20 protein-coding genes are annotated in these 24088 nt (G+C 54.4%); 6 read left to right on the top strand and 14 right to left on the bottom strand.

The features are described from left to right. Window positions 1-10: 10 nt before the first annotated feature. From ligA to ACTID9_RS03470, 3 genes are all read right to left on the bottom strand, one after another. A complete protein-coding gene (gene ligA / locus ACTID9_RS03480) occupies window positions 11-2035 on the bottom strand; it encodes an NAD-dependent DNA ligase LigA (protein WP_441069842.1) in 2025 nt (674 codons plus the stop codon). 27 nt (window positions 2036-2062) lie between these two features. Next, window positions 2063-4366: a DNA helicase PcrA gene (gene pcrA, locus ACTID9_RS03475; RefSeq protein ID WP_441072389.1), complete on the bottom strand. Its 2304-nt coding sequence runs from the start codon at window positions 4364-4366 to the stop codon at window positions 2063-2065. 69 nt (window positions 4367-4435) lie between these two features. Beyond that, on the bottom strand, window positions 4436-5356 hold the full coding sequence (locus ACTID9_RS03470; protein WP_441069841.1) for a LysR family transcriptional regulator: 921 nt from the start codon (window positions 5354-5356) through the stop codon (window positions 4436-4438). A gap of 121 nt (window positions 5357-5477) precedes the next feature. Here ACTID9_RS03470 and ACTID9_RS03465 point away from each other — a divergent pair, with 121 nt between their 5' ends. Then, window positions 5478-6377, top strand: coding sequence for a PhzF family phenazine biosynthesis protein (locus ACTID9_RS03465; RefSeq protein WP_441069840.1), 900 nt, complete (start codon window positions 5478-5480; stop codon window positions 6375-6377). A gap of 82 nt (window positions 6378-6459) precedes the next feature. On the opposite strand, the gene ACTID9_RS03460 is transcribed toward ACTID9_RS03465, so the two are convergent. The 4 genes from ACTID9_RS03460 to ACTID9_RS03445 form a co-directional block, all read right to left on the bottom strand. After that, a complete protein-coding gene (locus ACTID9_RS03460; RefSeq protein ID WP_441069839.1) occupies window positions 6460-7158 on the bottom strand; it encodes a heptaprenylglyceryl phosphate synthase in 699 nt (232 codons plus the stop codon). Between the two features lie 15 nt (window positions 7159-7173). Further along, window positions 7174-7464, bottom strand: coding sequence for a YerC/YecD family TrpR-related protein (locus ACTID9_RS03455; protein WP_122921042.1), 291 nt, complete (start codon window positions 7462-7464; stop codon window positions 7174-7176). 259 nt (window positions 7465-7723) lie between these two features. Next, window positions 7724-8788, bottom strand: a complete 1065-nt coding sequence (locus ACTID9_RS03450; protein ID WP_441069838.1) for a DUF3048 domain-containing protein — start codon at window positions 8786-8788, stop codon at window positions 7724-7726. 176 nt (window positions 8789-8964) lie between these two features. After that, window positions 8965-10677: a methyl-accepting chemotaxis protein gene (locus ACTID9_RS03445; protein ID WP_441069837.1), complete on the bottom strand. Its 1713-nt coding sequence runs from the start codon at window positions 10675-10677 to the stop codon at window positions 8965-8967. A 185-nt stretch (window positions 10678-10862) separates the two neighbouring features. Between ACTID9_RS03445 and ACTID9_RS03440 the strand changes: the two genes are divergently transcribed. The 3 genes from ACTID9_RS03440 (at window position 10863) to ACTID9_RS03430 (ending at window position 15166) form a co-directional block, all read left to right on the top strand. Next, on the top strand, window positions 10863-11567 hold the full coding sequence (locus ACTID9_RS03440; protein ID WP_441069836.1) for a response regulator transcription factor: 705 nt from the start codon (window positions 10863-10865) through the stop codon (window positions 11565-11567). Continuing rightward, window positions 11564-12973: a sensor histidine kinase gene (locus tag ACTID9_RS03435; protein ID WP_441069835.1), complete on the top strand. Its 1410-nt coding sequence runs from the start codon at window positions 11564-11566 to the stop codon at window positions 12971-12973. The genes ACTID9_RS03440 and ACTID9_RS03435 overlap by 4 nt, the downstream gene beginning before the upstream one ends. A gap of 468 nt (window positions 12974-13441) precedes the next feature. Further along, window positions 13442-15166, top strand: coding sequence for an IS1182 family transposase (locus ACTID9_RS03430; RefSeq protein ID WP_441069834.1), 1725 nt, complete (start codon window positions 13442-13444; stop codon window positions 15164-15166). On the opposite strand, the gene ACTID9_RS03425 is transcribed toward ACTID9_RS03430, so the two are convergent. The 4 genes from ACTID9_RS03425 to ACTID9_RS03410 form a co-directional block, all read right to left on the bottom strand. Then, complete coding sequence (locus tag ACTID9_RS03425; protein ID WP_441069833.1) at window positions 15140-15697, bottom strand: DUF3156 family protein; 558 nt, start codon at window positions 15695-15697, stop codon at window positions 15140-15142. The genes ACTID9_RS03430 and ACTID9_RS03425 overlap by 27 nt on opposite strands. Before the next feature lie 11 nt (window positions 15698-15708). After that, a complete protein-coding gene (locus ACTID9_RS03420) occupies window positions 15709-17100 on the bottom strand; it encodes an APC family permease (RefSeq protein ID WP_441069832.1) in 1392 nt (463 codons plus the stop codon). A gap of 24 nt (window positions 17101-17124) precedes the next feature. Then, complete coding sequence (locus ACTID9_RS03415) at window positions 17125-18279, bottom strand: iron-containing alcohol dehydrogenase (protein ID WP_441069831.1); 1155 nt, start codon at window positions 18277-18279, stop codon at window positions 17125-17127. 80 nt (window positions 18280-18359) lie between these two features. Then, complete coding sequence (locus ACTID9_RS03410; RefSeq protein WP_441069830.1) at window positions 18360-19139, bottom strand: carbon-nitrogen hydrolase family protein; 780 nt, start codon at window positions 19137-19139, stop codon at window positions 18360-18362. A gap of 256 nt (window positions 19140-19395) precedes the next feature. Here ACTID9_RS03410 and ACTID9_RS03405 point away from each other — a divergent pair, with 256 nt between their 5' ends. Both ACTID9_RS03405 and ACTID9_RS03400 read left to right on the top strand, forming a co-directional pair. Further along, a complete protein-coding gene (locus ACTID9_RS03405; protein ID WP_441069829.1) occupies window positions 19396-20694 on the top strand; it encodes a sigma-54 interaction domain-containing protein in 1299 nt (432 codons plus the stop codon). 3 nt (window positions 20695-20697) lie between these two features. Then, window positions 20698-21480 carry a carbon-nitrogen hydrolase family protein gene (locus ACTID9_RS03400; RefSeq protein ID WP_441069828.1) on the top strand — a complete coding sequence of 261 codons (783 nt, stop codon included), beginning with the start codon at window positions 20698-20700 and terminating at the stop codon, window positions 21478-21480. Window positions 21481-21505: 25 nt separating this feature from the next. Here the strand turns inward: ACTID9_RS03400 and ACTID9_RS03395 are convergent, their stop codons facing one another. The 3 genes from ACTID9_RS03395 to pdxR are packed head-to-tail and all read right to left on the bottom strand — an operon-like array spanning window position 21506 to window position 23949. After that, window positions 21506-21823, bottom strand: a complete 318-nt coding sequence (locus ACTID9_RS03395; RefSeq protein WP_441069827.1) for an AzlD domain-containing protein — start codon at window positions 21821-21823, stop codon at window positions 21506-21508. Then, a complete protein-coding gene (locus ACTID9_RS03390) occupies window positions 21813-22559 on the bottom strand; it encodes an AzlC family ABC transporter permease (RefSeq protein WP_441069826.1) in 747 nt (248 codons plus the stop codon). Before ACTID9_RS03390 ends, ACTID9_RS03395 begins: the two co-directional genes overlap by 11 nt. After that, window positions 22534-23949: a MocR-like pyridoxine biosynthesis transcription factor PdxR gene (pdxR, locus tag ACTID9_RS03385; RefSeq protein WP_441069825.1), complete on the bottom strand. Its 1416-nt coding sequence runs from the start codon at window positions 23947-23949 to the stop codon at window positions 22534-22536. Before pdxR ends, ACTID9_RS03390 begins: the two co-directional genes overlap by 26 nt. Window positions 23950-24088: the final 139 nt, after the last annotated feature.

Raw genomic sequence — 24088 nt, 5'->3', positions numbered from 1 at the left:
CCGCTACAAATCATTCATCTTTTGGAAGCATTGCCAAAAATGTTTGTTCATCTATGATAGGTATGCCCAGATCTCTCGCTTTTTCCAACTTCGAGCCGGCTTTTTCCCCGGCGATCACCATGTCCGTCTTTTTGCTCACGCTGCCTGTCGCTTTCCCGCCCAAAAGCGTAATTTTCTCTTCCGCTTCCGGACGCGACATCGCGACCAATGTGCCGGTGATGACGACCGTTTTTCCTTGGAACACAGAGTCAACGGCGGCTTCCGATGCGCGCACGCCTGTATACTCCGTATTGACCCCGGCAGCCTTCAGCCGTTCGATCAGGTGATGCACCTGCGGCATCGCAAAATACGTCAGAATGCTTGCCGCCATTTTGGGCCCGATCTCGTCGATTGCCACCAGCTCATCTTCCGTCGCTGTCATCAGCGCGTCAATCTGGCCGAAATGCTCGGCGAGCTGACGCGCCGCTTTCGCCCCGACGTGCCGAATGCCGAGACCGAACAGCAAACGCTCCAACGAGTTGCGCTTGCTCGCCTCGATCGCGGCAAGCAGGTTATCGACCGATTTCTCGCCCATCCGCTCGCGGGAAAGCAGCTCTTCGCGGCGTTCATGCAGATAGTACAGGTCAGCCACGCTCTTCAAAAGCCCGTCGTGGAACAGCTGTCCGACCAGCTTTTCGCCGAGGCCGTCGATGTTCATCGCCAGCCGCGACACAAAGTGAATCATCCCTTCGCGAATCAATGCCGGACATTCCGGATTGATGCAGCGCAGCGCCACTTCCTCATCGAGGCGCACCAGCTCGCTTCCGCATTCCGGACAGTGCGTCGGCATGGTAAACGGAACTTCGCTGCCTGTTCTGCGTTCCGGCAGCACCGCGACGATTTCCGGAATGATGTCACCCGCTTTTTTGACGACGACATGGTCGCCCAAAAGCAAGCCTTTTTCGCGAATGATGTCCTCGTTGTGCAGCGATGCGCGCTTGACCGTCGTCCCGGCAAGGCTGACCGGCTTCAGCAGAGCCGTCGGCGTGACAGCTCCTGTCCGGCCCACCGTCACCTCGATGTCTTCGAGGATCGTCACCGCTTCCTCGGCCGGGAATTTGTACGCGATCGCCCAGCGCGGGCTTTTGGCGGTAAAGCCCAGCTCCTGCTGCTGTGCGTAGCTGTCGACCTTGATCACCATTCCGTCGATCTCATACGGCAATGTCGGCCGTTTTTCTGCCCACCCGTTGATAAACGTGATGACATCCTCGATATCGTCAAAAACGCGCAGCTCCTTGTTCACCTTGAAGCCGAGCGACTCCAGCAGCGAAAGACCTTCGCTGTGCGCTTGCGGCGGCTGCACATCGCCTTGCAAATCGCTTAACCCGTAGATGAAAATGTCGAGCGCCCGCGATGCCGTGATTTTGGAGTCAAGCTGGCGCAAGCTGCCTGCCGCCGAGTTGCGCGGGTTGGCAAACAGCGGCTCGCCTTGCTCCTCACGCTCTTTGTTCAGCTTTTCAAAGGAGCGCTTCGACATGAATGCCTCGCCGCGCGCCTCCAGCGTCAACGGCTGTGACAAACGGAGCGGGATGGTTTTGATCGTCTTCAGGTTTTGCGTAATATCCTCGCCGATCGTTCCGTCGCCGCGCGTCGCGCCTCTTGCGAACATGCCGTTTTCATAGTGGAGCGAGACCGCCAAGCCGTCGATTTTCAGCTCGCACACATAACGGACGGCATCGTTCCCGACGATTTGCCGCACCCGCCGGTCAAAATCGCGCAGGTCCGTGTCATTGAATGCGTTCCCGAGGCTGAGCATCGGCGTTTTATGCTCCACTTTTTCAAAGAAAGGCAGCGGTTCCGCGCCGACGCGCTGCGTAGGCGAATCCGCGGTGAGCAGATCGGGATGCTCCGTTTCCAACGCTTGCAGCTCGCGCATGAGCTGGTCGTATTCGGCATCCGAAATCTCCGGTCTGTCTTCCGTATGATAAAGCCGATTGTGTCGTTCAATCTCTTCCCGTAATTGCTCTATACGCGCCTGGGCGGCTGTTCGTTCCATCGATAAATCCCTCCACCAAAAATGAGGTTATGCTTTTTCAATCGGCGCAAAATTGGCCAACAGCTTTTTGATTCCGACCGGGCTCGGGAAGGCAATGTCCAGCTCGACATCGTCGCCTTTTCCTTTGACGCTGACTACCGTTCCGATGCCCCATTTACCGTGCTTCACTTTTTCGCCCACTTTCCAGTCAATTCCTGCTGCTTTGCCGTGGTGCGTAAGTTTTGCCGGCGAAATGATGCTGCCGGATGCCGGTTTCTGCCCGAATGCGGCTGTCGTACGCGGCTGCAGCGGCTTGACGCCGAAGCGACTTTCCCCGCTTTGCGGACGTGCCGTCGCGCCAAAGCCGGTACGGCCGAAGCCGCCCGAACGCTCCTGCTGCTCGCGTCCCTCCAGCGCCTCCGGCGGAATCTCGTCGATGAAGCGCGATGTCGCGTTGTAGCTGGTCCGTCCAAACAGCGTGCGCATCCGCGCGCACGTCAAATAAAGACGCTCTTCCGCGCGGGTGATTCCCACATAGGCGAGCCTGCGCTCTTCCTCCAGCTCGCTGTCATCGAACAACGCGCGGCTGTGCGGGAATACGCCCTCTTCCATCCCGACCAGAAAGACGACCGGAAACTCCAGCCCCTTCGCGCTGTGCAGCGTCATCAAAACTACCTGGCCTTCGGCCGGGGCATCGTCCTGCTGCGCGTCGTCGCCAAGCGTATCGATGTCGGCAACCAGCGCCAAGTCGGTCAAAAAGGCGAGCAAGCTTCTGTCTTCGCTCTTTTTCTCGAATTCCTGGGTAACGGATAAAAACTCCTCGATATTTTCCAGGCGCGCCGCCGCTTCCAGCGATTTGTCCTCGCGCAGCGATTGACGGTAGCCCGACTTTTCCAGCACCTCTTCAACCAGCTCGGTTACAGACAGGTAGTCGGTCATCTGCGTAAAGCCGTTGATCAGATCGCTGAAGGACAGGATCGCATTGGTCGTGCGCGCCGGCAGCCCCATGTAGCCTGCGTCCTGAATCGCGCGGAACATGGATACGCCTTGACGGGAAGCGAACTCGCGGATTTTGTCCACGGTTGTATCCCCGATGTTGCGCTTCGGCACGTTGATGATCCGCTCCAGGCTGATGTCGTCATCCGGATTGGAAATAAGGCGCAAATACGCGAGGACGTCCTTGATCTCTTTGCGATCATAGAACTTCGTGCCGCCTACGATGGTATACGGGATGTTCGACTTGATGAACACTTCCTCCACCACGCGGGACTGGGCATTCGTCCGGTACAGGACGGCGAATCGGTCGAAGCTTTTGTATTTGGACAAGTTCTGGCGGATTGTATCGACGATGAAATAGGCTTCCTCGTGCTCGGAAGCGCCTTCGTAAAAGCGGATTTTCTCCCCTTCCTCGTTCTCCGTCCAAAGGTTTTTGTCTTTGCGCGCCACGTTCTTTTCGATCACCTTGTTGGCCGCCTGCAAAATCGTCTTGGTCGAACGGTAGTTTTGTTCCAGTTTGATCAATTTCGCATTCGGATAATCCTTTTCAAAGTTCAGGATGATCGAAATATCGGCACCGCGCCATTTATAAATACTCTGGTCCGCATCGCCCACGCAGCAAATGTTTTGATAGCCGCCGGCCAACAGCTTGATCAGCTGGTATTGCGCACGGTTCGTATCCTGATACTCGTCGACGTGGACGTACTGGAACTTCTTCTGGTAAAACTCGAGCACTTCCGGCTCCTCTTTGAACAGCCGGACGGTCGTCATGATCAAATCGTCAAAGTCGAGCGACTGGTTGTTTTTCAGCTTTTTCTGGTACAGCTCAAATACGCGTGCCACTGTGCGCTGGAATGGGTCTCCGGCCGTTTGCGCATACGCGGCAGCGTCGATCAGCTCGTTTTTTGCCGTGCAGATCGCGCCCAGCACGTTGCGCGGCTCATACAGCTTCGGATCGAGATTCAGCTCCTTCAAGCATTGCTTGATTACGGTCAGCTGGTCTCCTGCATCCAAAATCGTAAAGCTGCGGTTGATCCCCATCCGATCGATATCGCGGCGCAAAATCCGGACGCACAGCGAGTGGAAGGTCGAGATCCAGATGTCCTCGGCGCCGCTGCCGACCAGACTGGCCACCCGGTTTTTCATCTCGCGCGCCGCTTTGTTGGTAAATGTAATGGCAAGGATGCTCCAGGGCGCCCGTCTGTGCACCCCGATCAAATAAGCGATGCGCTGGGTGAGCACGCGCGTCTTGCCGCTCCCTGCGCCGGCCATGATCAGCACGGGCCCTTCAGTTGTTGCGACAGCTTCCCGCTGCTGCGGATTGAGACCAGAGAGGAATTTATCTTGAAACGACATCGACATTCGTTTGCCACCTTTCACGTAATACAAACCGAATAAAAGCATATGTTCTTATTTTGGCATAAGTCAGCCGCTGCCGCCACTTTTTTGCTGCATCGACGGCGGTTGCATCCGGGCAAAATGTTGATCCACCCATTCCAGCGCCGTCTGCCTGAACGCCTTAACGGCAGGCGCCGCATCATCGAGCACCGGAACGGCGAGACCGATGCTTCTTGCCGCCTCCAAAGCGAGCGGAACCGCTACCACCCCGTCCAGTGTTGCCGGCAGCGTCAGCCGCGGCACGATCGACAGGCCAAGCCCTTCTTTGACCATCGCCAAAATGGTTGGATTGTCAGCAACCTCGAAGCGGATGTGCGGGGTTGCGCCTGCTCGCTGGAACGACTCCAGCACCAGCTTTTCGCAGCCGGCGAGCGGCAGTATGAACGGTTCGGCGGCGATTTCTTCATGCGTCACAGCATGTTTGCCGCCCAGCGAGTGATCGTGGGGCAGTACCGCCACCAACGGATCTTCAATCAATGCGATGCTATCAAAGCCTGATGTCGGAAGCGTGACAAAAGCGGCATCAACCTCGCCCGCTTGCAGCCACTGCACGATTTGCCCGTACGTGCCTTCGCAAAAAACGAGTTCGATCTGCGGAAACTGCTCCTGAAACGCGCGGATGATGCCTGGCAAAAGCTTGGCGGAGGCGCTTGGAAAACTCCCGATGCGAATCGTCCCGATCGACATGCCGATCGTGTCGGCGGCGATCTGCCTGATTTGCTCGGCCCGGTTGACCATCTCCCTGACGTGCGCCAAAATTCGCTCCCCCGCTTGCGTCAGCTTGATGCCGTGTCGGTTTCGCACGAGCAGCTGGATGCCAAGCTCTGTCTCCAGGCCGGAGATGGTGTGGCTCACACCCGATTGGCTCAGGTTGAGCCGCTCTCCCGCCTTGGTGAACGTCCCGGTTTCCACGACAGCCAAAAACACCTGTGCTTGCATCAACGTCATACAGCAATCACGCTCCTTGCATGAAAATCACTCATTCATCCCATGAGGAACATTCATTTGTCTGATGGTAGTACCATCATTATACTGAAAGCAAGATAGAGCGAAAAGGAGCGAATGACAAATGAAAGAAATTGACATCTATTTGGTTGACGCGTTTACATCGCAATCGTTCGGCGGGAATGCGGCGGGGGTCGTCCCCCATGCGGAAGGGCTATCCGATGAACAGATGCAGCGAATCGCCCGCGAGCTGAACCAATCGGAAACAGCCTTCCTATTCCCCAGCGAGAGGTCCGATGCGGACTTTCGCGTGCGCTTCTTCACGCCAACGGTCGAAATCGATTTTTGCGGACACGCGACGGTAGGCTCCGCCTGGCTGCTGGCCACCCGCCTCGGCTGGGCCGACCGTGCCGAAAAAGTCGTGTTCGATACGAATATCGGGCTGGTGCCGATTGCCTGGGAAAAGGAAAACGGCGCGCTGGCCCGTGTCACCATGACCCAAGCGGCTCCCAAAGTAAAACCGCTGGAATATCCGCTCCCCGAGCTGGCCCGCTTGCTCGGAATCCGCCCTGACGATCTCGATGAGCGCTATCCGCTCCGCATCGCCAGCACCGCCAACTGGCATTTGCTCGTGCCCGTCAAAACGCAGGCAGCGATCGATGCCGCCGCTCCCCTGTTGGCTGAACTGGGCAAAATGAATGAAGAAATCGGGGTCGTGACGACGCATTTGTTCACGTTTGCCGCAGACCGCCCCGGCTATGATCTGTATACGCGCGATTTTTGCCCCGCAATCGGGATTCCGGAAGACCCGGTGACAGGCTCCGCAAACGGCGCGCTTTCCGGTTATTTGGCGCTGGAAGGCCTGGTTCCTGCCGATGCCCCCGCTCGCCTGGTGATCGGCCAAGGCGATGCCGTCGGCCGTCCCGGCACGCTGCATGCGATGATCGAGCCTGCTGCACCGTCGCCGATCATCAAAATTTCCGGAGCAGCCGTCATTACGGTCGCTGGACGTTTGGCCTACTGATTTCCAACAATCGCGCAACAAAAAGGCGACGCCGGAGAAAAATCGCTTTTCTCAGGACGTCGCCTTCTTTTTTACAATCCGATCAAGGCCGGTTGACCTCTTTTACCGCTTGCACGGTCATAAGCGCCGCTTCCACATCATCGTATACGATATTGCCGACAACCACGACATCGGCAATCGCCCCCATCTCGCGCGCCTGTTCGACACCGGCGATGCCGCCGCCGTAAAACAGCGTGCCGCCCTCGTAGCCGGACTTGCACGCGCGGACGATCTCGGGATCGCCATACATGCCGCTGTATTCCACGTAAAAAATCGGCGTTTTGCAAATATGCGCAGCTACCCGCGCATACGCTTTGGCTTCTTCCTTGCCCGCCACGGGACGAGCCTTGGTCAGCTTGGCCGCAGCCGCATCAGGGTTGAGGATCAAGTACCCTTCCGCGAAAATTTCCTCCCAATGGATGTAGGAGCCATAGGCGGTCAATCCAGCCACATGGGGAGCGATCAGCCAATCCGGATCGCCCGCATTCAGCACCAGCGGCAGAAAATACGCATCAAAGCCCGGCACGACCGCTTCCAGATTGGACACTTCCAAAACAGCGGGAACCGCATAGCGGCGAATCCGCGCCATCAGCTCCAGCGTATTGTCATACGTAATCCCCAGCGTCCCGCCGACAATGATCCCATCGGTGCCGGAATCGCAAATCGCTTCCAGCGCATCGTCATCGATCGGTTTATCCGGGTCCAGTTTGAATACATGACGCCAAGTATGAAAATCGATCACAGCAAGCCTCCTAGTTTACCTTCCAATTCGTTCCAGGGCAAGCTGATAGCCATCGTTTCCGTAATTCAGGCAGCGCTTTACACGGGAGATGGTAGCTGTACTCGCGCCGGTTTCCGCTTCGATCTGATTGTACGTGAACCCTTTGCGCAGCATCCGGGCTACTTCCAACCGTTGTGCAAGCGATTGCATTTCATTAATGGTGCAGAGATCGTCAAAAAACTGATAGCACTCTTCCATGGTCTCAAGCGACAAAACCGCTTCAAAAAGCTGCTCGATTCCCTTCCCCTTCAGTTTCTCCAATTGCATACACTCACCTCATCTATATGGTAAGAAAAACTTCTTTCAGAAGTTCTTTCAAGAAGCAGGTTCTTCGAGCTATGGAAGTTTTACTTCCGCTCCAGAATTTATAAGCGCGAGCACTTATAAATTCTTACACGATGAAAAATAAGCTCTTTAAATCTTTACAATTTTAAAGCCCTACAGTCACTTTATTTATCTTAGGCCAAAAACGAGACCAATTCAAGCGAATCTTGGGCATTGGTACCCACTAATTATAAAAAAGTTTTTACTGGAAAGAAAGTTCTTTTGCAAGCCCCGGCTTGTCTGGAAGAACGTTGACCCATGTATTACCAGGAAGCAGCGGCAGCTCCTTTTGGCCGGTCACGGAATAGGCCCGGATCACGCCGTTCACACGTTTCCAGATGACCGGCTGCACTTTTCCTTGCTGGAACAGGTACCCATCTCCAGGACCGTTAATATCTACCTCGCGCCGCCCTTCGCTGTCCAAAATTTTGTGGCGGGCGGCGATCACCAGCAGATTGGTCACAGACAGCTGCTGTTTGGTGACGAGATCGGTATGGGGCTTTCCAGCCGTGAAGCGCAAATATTTTTTGCTCGCCGGATCGTACGTGTAGCTGGCTTTGTTCAGCGAATGGTAGGTTACCTGGACCGTCTCCGCCTTTGCGCCATCCGTAATCACGGCATCGGCCGGCAGAAACGGCAAAAACGGCAGTTCCGCCCGGTTGCGCATCCCTTTGTCGGCGATCGCTTTTTCGATATGGTCGAGATCGGTGTACAGGTTGTGCGGCATTTTGCGGAATTTTTCCCGCCAAAAATATTTTCCGTTGGAGATTTCGTTGACGGAATTGTAAGTGGTGGAGTGAGCCAAAGTCTCCAGCGCCTCGGGGCTACCTCCTGCGTGGATCATGACCGCATCAAAGCCCGCGCCCAATTGAATGAAATAAGGGCGGATGCTGCGGACAGGTCCGATCACCTTCGGCCGTTGGCTTTGATAAATCGCGACGAAGCGCGTCATCTCGCCCTCGGCCAGCAATTCGTAAACGATGTCCGCCTTGTCCAGTCCCGATTGCGGGCGGGCTGGGGGAGCGTTGTTGACCATCACCATGATCGGGCGACGATCCACGGGTTCGTTGGTGCCCATGCCGGTCAAAGGCGCGGTATACGAATAGGCAGGCTGTTCCGGGGATGGCTGCTGCGTCACCGGCGGCGGAGTCGGCGCGGGTGCGGGCGGTTCAGTTTGGGCAGGCGGAACCGTTGTTTCTTGTGCACATGCGGTTAAGAGAATCAACATCATGATTGAGAGGGCGGTTCGGTTCAAGCGCTTGCTCATATCTGACCACTTCCTTCTTTGGCGTTTTTACTCTTGGCATGTTCGTGCCGTTTTGTTTTCTCTACGAATGTTTGGGAATCCTCCCCTTTTGGCAGCCAATCTCTCTTCTTTAAACTTTCCTGGACGAAAAAAAAGAATCCCCGTACAGGGGACTCTTCCAACGGTTCCGCTTGCTTTCAGGCCAGCTTGAACTCGCTTGTGATCTCTTGCAATTCGTGCGAAAGCTGGCTGAGCGATTGCGTGGAGGACGCGATTTCCTCCATCGATGCCAATTGTTCCCGGGACGAGGCAGATACCATTTGGGAGCTGGCCGCCGTTTCGCGCGAGATCCGCTCCACTTCCCCTACAGATGCAGCGACCTCCTCCGAAATCGCGGACATCTCCTCGGAAAGCGTGGAAACTTCCTGAATCTGATCCGCCACGTGCGAAATGGCATCGAGTATGCTGCCGAAAGCTTGTCCGGCGTCGCCCACCATGACCATGCCCGTCTCTACGTTTTGGCTGACCTTCTCCATTGCTTTCACGGCCTCTTGCGTATCGAGCTGGATCTCTTTGATGAGCGACGTGATTTGCTGGCCCGACTGTTCGGATTGCTCGGCGAGCTTGCGCACCTCGTCCGCCACTACCGCGAAGCCTCGCCCATGCTCCCCGGCCCGCGCCGCTTCGATGGCCGCATTCAGCGCAAGCAGGTTGGTCTGTGCAGCGATGGCGGTGATCACATCGACGATCTGGACGATTTGGCTGGAGCGTTCGCCCAGGCGCTGGACGGTTGTCGCAGATTGCTCTACCGCACTGCGAATCAGGCCCATCTGAGCGACGACCTCCTGTACCGTCTGGTTGCCTTGTCCCGCTGCAGCGGCGGCATCGGTGGACGTTTCCGATACGGTCGAGGACGATTCGGCAATGCGCGAAATTCCGATCGCCATCTCTTCCATTGATTTCGCCATCTCCTCCGTGCTGACCAGCTGGCGCTCCGCTCCGCTCGACACTTCCTGGATGGCTGCCGTGATCTGGTTGGTTGCGGCCATCGTCTGCTGCGTGCTGGCAGACAGTTGCTGTGCGCTTGACGCCAAGTGCAGCGCATCGGAATTGACCTTCGCCATCATGTCCTTCAATCCGCGGATCATATCGTTAAAATCGGAGGTCAGCACGCCGATTTCATCTTTGGAACGATACGTCCCGACAACGGTCAGGTCGCCCGTTTCCGCCTTTTCCATCAAGAACTGGATTTGCTTGAGCGGTTTGGTGATCATTCTGCTGATCAAGTATCCGACAGCCATAAACAAAACAATCGCCACGCACGCGATTGCGAGCAACTCCATAATGGAGGAACGATACCCCAGCTCGTTTTGCTTGTTCAAATTTTCGGCTTTCTTCACATTTTGGCTGGCGATCCCGCCCAGGAACCGGTCCACTTGCTGGCGCATGTCGCGAACTTTGTCGACGAAATAGCGGTACGCCTCTTCATTTTTCCCGTCCAGGGCCAGCTTGATCACTTTGTCCTGCTCGGTCTTGTAGCCGCGCAGCATGCCGTTCAGCTCATCGAGCGACCGCTTCTCTTCCGGCAGCAAGCCGCTGCGCTCATACGACGCGCTAATCAGTTCATTTATTTTTAATTTTTCTTCAATTTTGTTTACAATTGCTTGTTGGCTGCTTTGCTCTTTTTCCATCAGCAGTTCCATCACATACTGCTCGGCCACGGTGTTGTTGATTCGCATTTCTTCAACCATCTGGATCGGCAGCAACCCGTTTTCATACATCGTCCTGGAATTGTCAGACATCGTACGCATGTTGGACAGACCAGCCAGGCCGACAGCAGCGAGGAAGATCACAGCCAATATAACGAGCAGCAGGATCTTGGATGATATTTTCATATTGCGAAAAAGCATATGACCTCTCCTTTGACTGGTAGTGGTTGGGATTCGACCTTTTCTCCCATTATATTCGACAGATTCTGCCACGAAAAGCGGGCTTTCACAAGTTTTACACAGTCCTCCTATACTGCTCCCATACATCCATTTTAGCGCTATGCTACAATATAAAAAGAAATCCTGATAGGGAGGGTACAGCCCCTATGTCTTCACCTTACGTAATTTATTTGGTCGATGATGAAACGAATCTTTTGCAGTTATTAAACTCGTACCTGCTGAATGCCGGTTTCCAGGTCAAAACCTTCCAATCCGGCTCAGAGGTACTTGCCATTTTGGATAAAGAACAACCGCATCTCTGGATTCTCGATATCATGCTGCCGGATATCGACGGCTATGAGCTGCTCCGTTTGATCCGCAAACAATCCGATGTGCCGATCATCTTCATTTCCGCACGCGATCAAGATATGGATAAAGTGATCGGCCTGGAGCTGGGCAGCGACGATTACCTGGCCAAACCGTTTTTGCCGCGCGAACTCGTCATCCGCGTCCAGAAGCTGCTCCAGCGCACTTACGAAAAACCAGCGGTCCCAACCGTCGCATCGCCTCAGCAGCAATACCAGGACTGGATGGCGGTCGGGCCATACTTGATCTCGGAAAAAGGGCGGCTGATCAAAGAAAACGAAACGCCGATCGATTTGACGACAAAAGAGTTCGACCTGATCTCCTTCTTTTTGCGCAATCCGAACCAAGCGCTCCACCGCGAGCAAATATTGACCGCCATTTGGGGCGACGATTACATCGGCTCTGACCGCGCCGTCGATGATCTGGTCAAGCGGATTCGCCGGAAGCTGCCGGAATTCCCTCTGGAAACCGTCTACGGCTTCGGGTACAGGATGACCAATCTATGAAGCTTTTGCGCTTGAAAAACTGGCCGCTCTCCCGCCAAATCCTCATCCTGTTCATGCTGCTGACGATCTTGCTCGGGAGCAGCGTGGGCGTTTTGTATCCGCTGGCGGTCAAACAGTATTTGGTCAGCAATACGTTTTCGCTGCTGGAAGACGAGTTCGATGAATTGTCGAGCCACATCTCGTTTACCGAGCATAATGAATTGCTTCCTTTCCCTGCTTCCGCCCCGCTCTTTTTGCAATTGCTGTTGTCCAAGTACGAATACTCCTTTGATGTGCTCGTATACGGGCCGAACGGAGAGCTTTTGGGGCAGCGAAGCACCGAACAGGTGCCGCAAAGCGATCTGGTGCAGCTGTATCGTATGGCGGCCACCTACAAAAAAGACGAACTGCAGCGCGGGACGCTTGACCGCAGCCATGAAACGTATCTGTTCGTCAGCAAGCAGCTCAATTATCACTCGTTCCCCTACTACCTGGTGCTGTTTTCCAAAGAGCGCGATTTGAATAACATCAACGCCGTGTTGACCCAGCAGTTTTTCATCGTGTTCGCGATCATTTTGGTGATGAGCTGGCTGCTCGCCATGTGGTTCAGCCGCTATTTGAGCGCGCCGATCCGCAGGCTGGATGAGTCGTGCCAAAAAATCGCCCTGCGCCAGTTCGACGTGCCCCTTAAAGTCGACCGGCAGGATGAAATCGGCCAGCTCGCCCGCTCTTTTGAAAAAATGAAAAATCAGCTGAAGGAGTATGACGAGTCGCAGCGCCACTTCATCCAGAACATCTCGCATGAGCTGAAGACGCCGATCATGGCGATTCAAGGCTATACGCAAGGACTTGCAGAAGGCATCTTCCAAGGCGAGCAAGCCGACCGCGGGCTCGCGATCATCATGGAGGAAAGCAAGCGTCTGGAAAAAGTCGTGGAACAGCTCCTCTATTTGACGAAAATCGAATCGGTGGCGCAGATGACCCAGTTCAAACGCGTCGATCTGGTCGAGCTGTTCACGTTGATCAGGCAGCGCCTGTCCGTCCTGAACCCGGCGATCGAGTGGGACGTGCGCCTTCCTCATTCGCTGTACTGCTACGGAGATGGCGAGCAGCTCAGCACCGCATTCGTCAACATTTTGGAAAACCAGCTTCGCTATGCCAAAACGAAGCTTTGCATCCGCAGCTCCTCGTTTTCAGACAGGCTGGAGCTGATTTTGTCCAATGACGGGCCGCCGATTGAGGAAAACTTGCTGCCGCAGCTGTTCCAGCGCTTCCGCAAAGGCAAATCCGGCAAGCATGGGCTGGGGCTCGCCATCGCGCGCGCTGTCATCGAGTCGCATGGCGGCAGCATTCGCGTGGATAATGGCGGTGAAGGGGTTTATTTTACGGTGATTTTGCCGACGGAGTCCGAGGGAGGGGCCGCGTAAAACATTTGCTACGGCAGTTGGTCGGGGATTCGGGCGAAAAAGTGGGGCTGTCGCGAGTGGCTTGGCCTGCAAGGAAGCAGACAAGACCGGCTCCGGCAAAAAAATGGAACCGCGCCCCAAAGCCACACGCTGCGCGGCGGGTGTATCTCAAGGACGCTCATGTGGCGCGAAAAACGTTCCATTTTTTTGCCGGAGCCTCTGCTGGCCAAGCCAAAGCTTTCGCCTCACTTTTTCGCCCGAATCCCTTCGCTTTTTAAGACAGATGAAGGGGCTGTCCAGAAAGTCAGTGAAAACTGACCGCTGGACGCCCCATTTTTGTTACATGTTAAAATAAGGCACAAAAAAACCGCCTTTTCCTGTAGAATGGAAGTTACCACACCCACACTCTACAAAAGGACGGTTTTTATGCTTAATCAAATGACTACTATAGAAGAGTATACCACAGGGCTGACCCTTCCTCTAGGGGGGTTGGAAGAAAAGATCGTTTCCAAAAGAAACCTTGCACCTACCTTTAAAGACTATGACAACAAACAGGCTCAGATGATTCTGGATCTGGAGATGTACATTCCTACCCATCACGTAGCCCGCGTGATTGACGAGATGATTGAAGCCATCCCGGATGAGCAGTTGTTTTCTCACTATACAGGCGGAGGCCGGAGTGCCTACCATCCCAAAATGATGCTCAAAGTCATGCTGTACGGCTACTCACAAAAAGTCTATTCCTGTCGTGGCATCGAAAAGCTACTGCAAGAAAATCTCCCGGCCATGTGGCTGGCAGCGATGCAACAGCCCGACTTCCGTACCCTGAACGACTTTCGTGGTGTGCGCATGAAAACGTTTATGGACGAGCTGTTTGAAACGATGATCCGAACGCTCATCGCAGACAACTATATCACGATGGAGCAGTACTTTTTAGATGGTACGAAGATCGAAGCTGACGCTAACAAGTATTCGTTTGTGTGGAAGAAATCGACATTACGCTTCGAGGAGAAGCTCAAGGAAAAAGTACAGGCTGCCCTTGCACATATTCATACGCTCACGCAGCAAGAAGCTGGCGAATACGCGGCGGCGGAACCAGATGAACTGCCTACCAAGCTCGAAGTAGCAGCAGTCGTGCTGGAGGAAAAGGTGGAAAGATTGACGGAACAAATAGCGGAGGCAAACGGCAGCGAAGAGCGGAAAGAGTTACGCAAAGAGCGCAGTGCCTTGAAGCAGCCGCTGAAACAAATTCGGGAGGATTTTCTTCCCCGATTCGCCAAGTATGAGCAGCAGAAAGCCTGCTTTGGTGATCGCAACAGCTATTCCAAAACAGACCCGGACGCCACGTTTATGCGGATGAAGGAAGATCACATGAAAAATGGCCAACTGAAGCCGGGCTACAATGTGCAAATGGCCACGGAAAACCAATTCATTTTGTTTTACAGCCTTCATCAGCGACCTACAGATACGCGTTGCTTTATGCCACATATGGAGCGATTAGCCGCGTCTTCTTTGCCCATGCCGAAAACGGTGATTGCCGATGCAGGCTATGGCAGCGAAGAGAACTATTTGTATGCGGTGGGCGAAGAAAAAGAGCCGCGTTTTGATTTTCTCATTCCTTACGGCAGCTACAGGAAAGAGAAAACACGTCGATACAAGAAAGACATCCGGCACGCCTCCAACTGGATGTATGAAGAGCGCGATGACCAATTTGTTTGCCCAAATGGCCGGTACGTTCGCTTTAAGAAATACCAAACGAAAAAAAACACTTCTGGCCTGGAACAAAGCTTTAAGATTTATGAATGTGAAGATTGCAGTGATTGTCCATTCAAGGCAAGCTGCACCAAGGCAAAGGGGAACCGCCAGGTACACTGGAATACGATCTGGGAAGAGGTAAAAGCAAAGGCCAAAAAAGCTCTTGAGGATGACGCGAAATCCGCCATCTATGCTCGACGTAAAGTGGAGGTAGAGAGCGTATTCGGTCACATCAAGGGCAACAGGTCGTTCCGGCGGTTCTCCTTGCGAGGGCTAGAGAAGGTTCACACCGAGTTTGGGATTGTGGCTTTGGCCCACAATCTACTGAAGGTGGCGGGCATCCGCCAAGCTACTTTACTGCAAACGCGACAGAAAAAAAAGAGTTGGACGGAAAACATGACGTTTTTCCGCCCAACTTTTTATTTTAGGGACTTATTGGACAGCCCCTTTCATTGCTGATTCCTCGCGCAAGACGGCATGTTCAATTCTTAGTGCTACATCTGTAAGCGCAGCGGCTTCTTCCGGCTTGAGCCTCACGAAATAATGGATCGGCGGAATCAGGGTCCAGATGAAACAGCCGGGAATCGGGATGAGTGTGAGGGTGACCTCGTTCCCGTTTTTGGTCAGCTCCACCTTTTCCATGTCGACGCTGGCGAGCAGCTGGGTGATGTCGCGGTGCTCATTGAGTCTGCCAACCAGGCGGCTTCCGTGATCATCTGCGCTCTTCCATTGTTTTTTGCCCGGATTCCAGCTGAATCGGTACGTTTCATCGGCTGCATCCGGCAGCGTAAACATGTATGCGATCTCCGGCCTATACACCCGGCTGATCCATTTTTTCGCCCGCGTATAGCGGATACCCCACCGGCTGCCGGTTTGCTCGCCGGATCGGTAGGTCAGCCGGTCTTGCTGGACAAGCGGAAATGAAAACTGGCGGACAAGCAGCGAAAGCGCGTGGGCGGCTCGTTTCTCAACGTTTTCGTGAATGTTCATCGGCTGCCTGACTAGCTGCTCGCCTTGAGCTTTTCATCCGTCTCCAGATCGATCTCGCCACGGATATGCTCGATCGGCAACGGGGTGAAGAGCGGCAGTTTTTTATATTTGAGCCAGAAGAACGCATACAGCACGATCACCAGCAGACACGCGCCCGAGATGCTGTAGATTTTGATCTTCATGTCCGTTTCCGGATGAATGGTGATGATGGCATACAGCGTGCCCAAAATCCCGAGAACTTGCGGCAGCGGATACAGCGGCGTCTTGAACGGGCGCGGCATGTCCGGATATTTTTTGCGCAAAATGATTACGTTCGCCTGGGCGATCAAGTATGACAGCAGCCATGTCACGCAAGAAGACAGAATCAGTGTCGCGATCAGATCCATGCTGATGCTGAGCAAAAACGGAATGCACAGCAAGAGGAAAACCGCAATAATGCCAACCCATGGCGTACGGAAGCGCGGATGAATGTACGCGAACCCTTTCGGCAGCATCCCTTCGCGCGCCAGTCCATACAGCATCCGCGGCACAGCGGCGAGGTGGGAACTGATCGAGCTGGAGCTGGCCAGTATGGTGATGATGATGATAAAGATCATGCCCGGTTTGCCAAACATCGCGAGCCCGCCGTCAACTTGCGGCGTAGCCGATGTCGTCAGCTTGTCCAGCGGAACGAATTGCGTCAACGCTTGTCCGAACAGCATATCGGCGATAAAAATGGTGACAAGGCCCCAAATCATTGCCCGTGGAATCGTCTTCGACGGATTTTTGACCTCTTCCGCCATCGGGCAAATGTACTCGATCCCGATGTACAGCCAAATCCCCAGCGCAAGCGACTGGAACACGGTTCCCCAGCCTGCCGGATTGAACGCCACGGAATGCGGTTCCGCAACGGTGCCGATCCCCAGCAAAGCGAATAGTCCCATCAAGGCGGTCGACGCCATCATGGTGACGGTCAACAGCACTTGCACCGAACCGAATACGTCGACGCCGATCAAGTTGACGATCAGGAAAAAGACGAGAAGGATAATAGCAACTGTCGTGCTGTCCACTGCCGGCGACAACATTTCGGCAGCGAGTCCTGCCGTAATCGATTCCATTGCCCCTGCTGCCGATACGAGCACGATATAGCCCCCGAGCACGGCAACGATCGCCATGAACCGCCCCATTGCGGCAAGCGTATAGTCCCCGATCATGCCCGCTCCCGGGAGAATCGAGCTAAGCTCCGCATACGAAAATGAAACCACGATGCTGATCACCATCGCCAAAAATGCCGGAATGATAAAGGCTGGTCCCGTCAAGCCCATGCTGTAGCCGAGCGATACCATTGTGGTGCCTGCTACGACGAGTCCCGTCGCCGTAGCATAAGATGTCCAAAAACCTAATGTTCGTTTCAGTGTAGCCATACATGTTCACCTCTCGTTGGAACGTTATTCTGTGGCATACGCTTCTTCCAAAATGTGCAGATAATCGTCGACTGTCATCTCTTTTGCATTGTTTGGATCGGAGATATTGTTTTTTGAGTTTTGCGCCAATACTGCAAAGTCGGCGGGGTTCACTCCTTTCACATGGCGGAATTTCGGAATGTTGACCTTTTCGCTGAATGCAAACAGGATCTCCACAGCTGCCTGCGCCGCCGCTTCATGCGACAGGCTGCGGTCCGCGCCGAGCGCATAGCCGATTTCCGCATGCCGCTGCACGTTTGCTGCGATGTTGTGCTTGAACACATACGGCAGGAAAATCGCGTTGGCGACTCCGTGCGGCGTGTCGTACATACCGCCGATCGCCTCGGAAATGCAGTGAACGCTTCCGATGTCCGAGTTGCCAAAAGCCGCTCCGGCGATCAGGCTGCCGATCAGCATGTTTTCGCGGGCTTGCTCGTTTTCCGTACCATGCACCGCCTCGAGCAAATTTTCGCTGATCAGCTTGATCGCGTGCAGCGCAAGCGCATCGCTGATCGGGTTGGCCACCCGCGCCGTATACGCCTCAATCGCATGTGTCAAGGCATCCATCCCCGTGCTCGCAGCGATCGACGCCGGCAAAGTGGCGGTCAAATCCGCATCCAGCAGCGCCAGCTTCGGCCCGATTTGGTAATCGAGGATGCTCATTTTGTACTTGCGCTTGGTGTCGGTGATGACGGAGAAAAAGGTTACCTCGCTGCCGGTACCGGCTGTCGTCGGAATGCAGACGATCGGCACAGGCTCGGCTTTCACCGTAAAAGCGCCTTCATAATCGTTCACAGAGCCGCCGTTCGTGTGCAAAATGCTGACCGCCTTGGCCGTATCGATGACACTGCCGCCGCCGATGGCGAGAATCCCGTCGAGGCGCTTTCCTTTCACCTGCGCCGCGATCCGGTCGCAGTCGGTATCGCGCGGATTGGGCTTCACATCGCTGTACTCGTCGCAAGTAATGCCGCTGTTCTCCAGGCTGGCGTAAATGTCTGCAAGCAAGCCGGCGTTTTTGATCCCGTTGTCGGTGATCACCAGCACATGCGCCATCGCCTGTTCGCGCAAATACGCGCCCGTATCGAACCGAATCCCTTTTTTCATGACAATCTTGGTCGGTAACAAAAATTCAAAATTCATCAGCTCTCGTCTCCAATCCCCTGTGTCTTTATCTGCTAGTTCTCAAGCCAACCGGAGCCTGATGATTTCTCTCTACCTTCCTAGCAAAGCTCTTTGAATAAATGCGGCTGGTTGTTCAAGATGTAATCCAGCTTGGAATCCGCACTCTTGAACAGCAAAACGGGAATGGTATGCAACTCTTCCTGGTTCGACAGCAGCAAATGGGTCACACCCTGCGCATCGACGAAACTGCTGCAGCCGATGAATTCGATGTCGCCCTCCTTGCCGATCCGGTTGCACAAGGCCAGCGGCACCTCATTTTCCATTGCGCGGCATTGCGTAAACGCGAGCTGGTGGGTTTTATACGGCGCCATGTTGGTGCTCGGAATCAGGATCAAATCGGCGCCTTTTTTACTCAGGATGCGGGCGATTTCCGGAAATTCCAGGTCATAGCTGGACATGATCCCGATTACGCCGAACTTGGTCTGAAACACCTGCACCTCGTCGCCGCACGTAAAATGCACCTGCTCCTCACCGTACAGATGCGTTTTGCGGTGCAGCGCCACAACCTCGCCCAAATCGTTGATAAAAACGGTCGCAACATAGTAGTTGCCGTCCTGCCCCCGCTCGGGAAACGAAAAAATTGTGTGGATGGCCAGCTTTTTGCAGAGGTCCTGCACATACTGCACACTTTCGCCATCCGGCGTCTCCGCCGCTTCGTCCAGCCACGGGCCGATCGAATAGCCGGTCAAGCCCAGCTCGGGAAACAGCACGAGATCCGATTTCTGCTCCTTGGCCTCGTGCAGGAAGCGCTCGATTTTCGCGAGGTTGTATGCTTTGTCGTTCAATTTGGTTTCGATTTGCGCAATGGATAACCGCAAGTAGATACCCTCCCTTTGCCTGCATAAATTCTCTATCGCAATAACTGTGCCAGTACCAAACTTGGCCAAAACCAAGTATAATAGACCTACTTATTTCGTTACTGATGATTTTTATCATCGGTAATTCTTATCTTAACTTTTTCGAAAACCAATGAAAACAAGTATTTGTTTCACTAGGATTTTTATCATCATGATGATTTTTTTCATCGGTTTTTGAATCATGAGCTATTATGGCAGAACAGAGGGATTGGTAACGATGACGACCAGCATGCCTGCGGTCCCGGAAGTAAGTCTCATGCTTTTCATCTCTTCCACCTACAAAATCGAAATGGTTCTTGGCAGTGCGAGCGACCTTACGCAGCGTCCGATCGCAGAGATTTTTGGCCTGCAGCAAGATGTGACGACGCTGCGCTGGACGGAGCTGTTCGTCAATGAGCCTGATTTCAACGAAAATGAACAGTTTTTGTACACGCATGATCAGCAAAAGGTGCTGTTCACGATTTCCAAAGTCAGCACCAGCGAATTCGAATTCATTTTGTCGCTGATTAATGTAACCAGGGGTATCGAGCTTAAAGCACAGCAGGAGGCACAGAGCCAAGGTGTCCCACGGCGCTTTGTCGGGGGATCGGACAAGATGACCAAAATCATGGATGTCGTCCACAAAATTTCCCGGGTGAACTCCACCGTGCTGCTGCTCGGCGAATCCGGCGTGGGCAAAAGCTTTTTAGCCAGAGAAATCCACGCGATGAGCGACCGCGCGGACCAGCCGTTCGTCTCGCTGAATTGCGGGTCGCTGCCCAAAGACCTGATCGAATCCGAGCTGTTTGGCTATGAGCCCGGCACCTTTACCGGCGGAAAAAAAGGCGGCAAAATCGGCTTGTTCGAAGCGGCAGACAAAGGCACCATCTTCCTCGACGAAATCGCCGAGCTGCCTTACGATGTGCAGTCAAAGCTGCTGGAGGTTTTGCAGGAGGGCACCATCCGCAAAATCGGCGGTGTGGTCGCCAAGCAGATCGATGTCCGCATCATTGCCGCCACAAACCGCGACCTGGCCGTCCAGGTCAGCAAGCAGCAGTTTCGCAAAGATTTGTTTTACCGCCTGAACGTCGTTCCGCTGCGGATTCCGCCGCTCAAGGAACGAAAAGATGAGATCCCGATGCTGATCGAGCATTTTTTGGATGTGTTCAACCGCAAGTACAATCAGAGCAAAAACATCAGCAAACCGTTCAAGCGAAAACTGGTCGAGTACGAGTGGCCGGGCAACATTCGCGAGCTGGAGAACATCATCGAGCGAATCGTGGTCACGAACTCGGAGGATGTTTTTGAATTTTTGCTGAAAGAAGGAGACGTTCAGCTTTTCGAGGAGAACACCGTTTCCATTCAAGGGCTGATTCCTTTGAAGGATGCGAAAAAAATGGTGGAAAAGGAACTGATCCTGCGCGCGCACCAGATGTACGGAAGCACCTACAAGGCGGCAAAAGCGCTCCACGTAGACCAATCCACGATCGTCAAAAAACTGAAGCAGTACAATACCGGAGAAATTGATGAGGGATAATCGATGAGGATTATAAATATCGCGCTGGGCCAATTGGGCTGCAGCAATCTGGGGCTGGAAGATACGATCAGGCAAATCGCGGAGGCAGTTGAGCAGGTCGGGCAAAAGAAAGCGGACTACCTGCTATTCCCTGAGCTTTATCTCGAGCAGCAGCCCGATCAGGCAAGCCTCGAGCTGATCGCTGCAACCGCCCGAAAACACCGTGTCGGCGTCATCCTCGGCTACTGCGAGACGGAGCAGGATACGCGCTACAACACCGCGCTGTTCATCGGCAAAAACGGAGAAATCCTCGGCCAGTACCGCAAAATCCATCTGCTCGATTTCGAGCGAAACGTTTTTACACCAGGGGATCAATGCCCTGTGTTCGACCTGCCGGAAGGAAAAATCGGGCTGATGATTTCCTATGATCTGATGTTTCCCGAAGTGTCACGCATTTTGGCGATCAAAGGCGCGCAGCTTCTGCTGGTGCTCGCCGCCAACAAGTTCCCGCCGCACCCGCACCAACACGTGTATCTCAGCTCGCGCGCCCTGGAAAATCACGTCTTCGTGGCCATGGCAAACAAGGTAGGGCTGGATGGAAACCATCTGTATCTTGGCGAAAGCACGGTTGTGCATCCGAACGGCAGCACGATTTACAAGTGCAGCAACAACGTGGAGCTGCCCGTCATCTCCATCAATCTCGATGAGATCGAAGAAGCGCGCGGACGTCTGGATTATCTCAAAAATCGCCGGCCCGCCGTCTATGCCAAAGAAGGATTCGGCTTCACTCCCACCGAATCCTTCTAGCTTCACCGCTTATCGCTGACCTTTACTACCCGACCAGCAGTCTCCACAGTGCGGTAGCAGCCACTCCCGCCAGCAGCGCGAGAAAAATTTGCTTGCGCCACAGACCAACCGCGAGCGCTACCGCTCCTGCCACCACATACTCCGGATTCCACTGCCCATTCTGCGCATGAAACAGAATGGGCGGAATCGTGAGCGAGCTGAATACCCCCACCGGAACCATCCGCAATCCACGGCCGACCCACGCGGGAAAACTGACGCGCGAGCTTAACAGCAGCATGGGAAAGCGCGTCAAATATGTCACGACCGCCATCAGCAAAATGTACAGAACCAAATTATCGTTCACGCGAAAACACCCCCATTAGCATCGCCGCCACCGTTCCCATGACGACTGACGATGTCAGGCCAAACATCCAGTAGCCGAGACAGGCTGCACCCGCTGCGACCACCGCCGTTTTGATCGTAAAGCTTGAGGTCAGATTCAGCGCCAAAAATCCGAGAAACGTCGCAATGAAGGCGAAATCCAACCCGTACTGCTCGGTACCGGTAAACGCCGTGCCTAGCATCGCCCCTGCGAATACGCAGGAATGCCAGATCGCATAATCGCCAAAGCCCGCTCCCATGAAGTACGCCATGCTCGGCTTGCCGCCTTGCGCCAAATAGGTCGACTTCAGCGCATAGGTTTCATCGTTCACCTGCCCCGCCATAATCGACAGCTTCCACACAGGCAAATTGCGAAAAGCCGGGCCGAGCGACAATCCATACAACAATTGACGCGCATTGATCAACAGCGTCGAGACCAAAAGCGGCCACCCTACAATGCCTTGTGAAATCAAGCCCACCGCAGCAAATTGGGAGGAGCCCGCATTGACCAGAAGCGTCAACAGCATCGTCTCAAACAAGCTCAACCCCGCATGTCGCGCGAGAATCCCGAACACCAGGCCATCGAGAACGCCCGCTGCCGCGATCGGCATCATCTGCTGCATGCCGCGCCAAAACAGGCGCCCCTGCGAAAGCTCTTGTCCGCCCCCTTTGTTCTCTCTCGAATCGACCGCTTCAACAGAACTTGCTCCATGCGCCATGTAATCGTCGTACTCCTTCCTGTAAATCTTCAATGGACATTCCGCCGAAGCCGAGCATGATTTTCGGCGACCGCTCCCGATTTTCCCCCATCCACATCGGTGCCGTCGAATAGACGCGCACGCCGGCTTCCTCCGCTTTTTCCAGCAGTTCCGCTGTTGTCAGGCGGCTTTTTACATCCAGCAAAATGTGCAAACCAGCGTCCTGTCCGCTCACTTTGACATAGTCGCCCATCGAGCTGTGGATCGCGTCGAGCGTCGCCCTGTGCTTTTTCTGATAGACCATGCGCATTTTGCGGATATGCCGCTCCCATTCGCCGCTTTCGATCAAAAGCTGCAGCGTTTTTTGATGCAGACGGGAGACGGTCTGCTCCATGTACGGCAATTTCGCTTCGTAGAGTGCACTCAACCGCTCCGGCAGCACGACATACCCCGTCCGGATCGACGGCATCAGCGACTTGGAAAACGTGCCGAGATAAATCACGTTGCCTTGGGTATCCAGCCCTTGCAAGCTGGGAATCGGCTTGCCCCGGTAACGGAATTCCCCATCATAGTCGTCCTCGATGATGATTCCGCCCGTTTCATGTGCCCATTGCAGCAGACGCTGCCGCTTGGCATATGGCATGACCATCCCGTACGGATATTGGTGCGACGGCGTGATATAGACGACCCGCGCCTTGCTTTCGATCAGCTGCTGAATGTCCAAACCGTCCTCCTGAAGCGGAATCGGTTTCAATTCATAGCCCAATTGCCGAAATACTTTGCCCACATCCTGATAGCCCGGCTCCTCCATCGCGATCGCCCTGCCGTCCACGCCGAACAGCTGGCATAAAAGCATGATCAAATACTGTGTGCCCGCTCCGATAATGATTTGCTCCGGCTTGCAGTGAACGCCGCGCGAGCGATGCAAGTAAGCGGCGAGCGCCCTGCACAGCCCCGCTTCCCCGCGCCGTCCCCCATAGCGGAGAAAATCGTGCTCCGCCTCATGTGTCGCCTGGTTGGACAATCGCCGCCACAGTTTGTACGGAAACGAATGCGGATCGACGCTCGCCGAATGAAAATCGAACTCGATCCGCGCAGCCTCTTTTTTCCGCCCGTCCGCTTTCGCCTCGACCGGGTTGGCACCGCGCGCAGGTACGATGACGCTTCCCTCCAGCTGTGCCACGTAATAGCCGCTGCGCAAACGGCTCTCGATATAGCCTTCCGCCAACAGCTGCGCAAACGCCAGCTCCACTGTGGTTTTGCTCACCTTCAGTTCATCTGCAAGCGAGCGAATCGAAGGCAGCTTGCTACCCGACTCCTGCCTTCCTTCCTGAATTTCCGTCCGAAAGTGGTGATACAGCTGCATATAAATCGGCTGCTGCCGGTCTGTTTCCACGTGAAGGCGAATCACTGGCATCACTCCAACATTGAATTGCATCTTTCAATCTTATCAGATTATTTCAACTGGATATAGATCGCAAATCATGGTGAACATGCTCGCAAAATAATACGACCGCCCTCTCGCTTTACAAGCTGGGCGGTCGCTTCTA

Origin of the sequence: Brevibacillus fluminis, from assembly GCF_052072235.1 — a bacterium.
GTDB classification, from domain to species: Bacteria; Bacillota; Bacilli; order Brevibacillales; family Brevibacillaceae; genus Brevibacillus_D; species Brevibacillus_D fluminis_A.
Note: the sequence above shows the minus strand (reverse complement) of the source record. Positions and strands in the feature narration are given on the sequence as shown.

Bases quoted from the DNA above. Each gene is read 5' to 3' on its own strand.
- ACTID9_RS03440 (WP_441069836.1), top strand. From the start codon at position 10,863: ATGTCTTCACCTTACGTAATTTATTTGGTCGATGATGAAACGAATCTT.
- ACTID9_RS03445 (WP_441069837.1), bottom strand. From the start codon at position 10,677: ATGCTTTTTCGCAATATGAAAATATCATCCAAGATCCTGCTGCTCGTT.
- ACTID9_RS03465 (WP_441069840.1), top strand. From the start codon at position 5,478: ATGAAAGAAATTGACATCTATTTGGTTGACGCGTTTACATCGCAATCG.
- ACTID9_RS03415 (WP_441069831.1), bottom strand. From the start codon at position 18,279: ATGAATTTTGAATTTTTGTTACCGACCAAGATTGTCATGAAAAAAGGG.
- ACTID9_RS03405 (WP_441069829.1), top strand. From the start codon at position 19,396: ATGACGACCAGCATGCCTGCGGTCCCGGAAGTAAGTCTCATGCTTTTC.
- ACTID9_RS03420 (WP_441069832.1), bottom strand. From the start codon at position 17,100: ATGGCTACACTGAAACGAACATTAGGTTTTTGGACATCTTATGCTACG.
- ACTID9_RS03435 (WP_441069835.1), top strand. From the start codon at position 11,564: ATGAAGCTTTTGCGCTTGAAAAACTGGCCGCTCTCCCGCCAAATCCTC.
- ACTID9_RS03470 (WP_441069841.1), bottom strand. From the start codon at position 5,356: ATGACGTTGATGCAAGCACAGGTGTTTTTGGCTGTCGTGGAAACCGGG.
- ligA (WP_441069842.1), bottom strand. From the start codon at position 2,035: ATGGAACGAACAGCCGCCCAGGCGCGTATAGAGCAATTACGGGAAGAG.
- ACTID9_RS03400 (WP_441069828.1), top strand. From the start codon at position 20,698: ATGAGGATTATAAATATCGCGCTGGGCCAATTGGGCTGCAGCAATCTG.
- ACTID9_RS03425 (WP_441069833.1), bottom strand. From the start codon at position 15,697: ATGAACATTCACGAAAACGTTGAGAAACGAGCCGCCCACGCGCTTTCG.
- pcrA (WP_441072389.1), bottom strand. From the start codon at position 4,366: ATGTCGTTTCAAGATAAATTCCTCTCTGGTCTCAATCCGCAGCAGCGG.
- ACTID9_RS03390 (WP_441069826.1), bottom strand. From the start codon at position 22,559: ATGGCGCATGGAGCAAGTTCTGTTGAAGCGGTCGATTCGAGAGAGAAC.
- ACTID9_RS03455 (WP_122921042.1), bottom strand. From the start codon at position 7,464: ATGCAATTGGAGAAACTGAAGGGGAAGGGAATCGAGCAGCTTTTTGAA.
- ACTID9_RS03450 (WP_441069838.1), bottom strand. From the start codon at position 8,788: ATGAGCAAGCGCTTGAACCGAACCGCCCTCTCAATCATGATGTTGATT.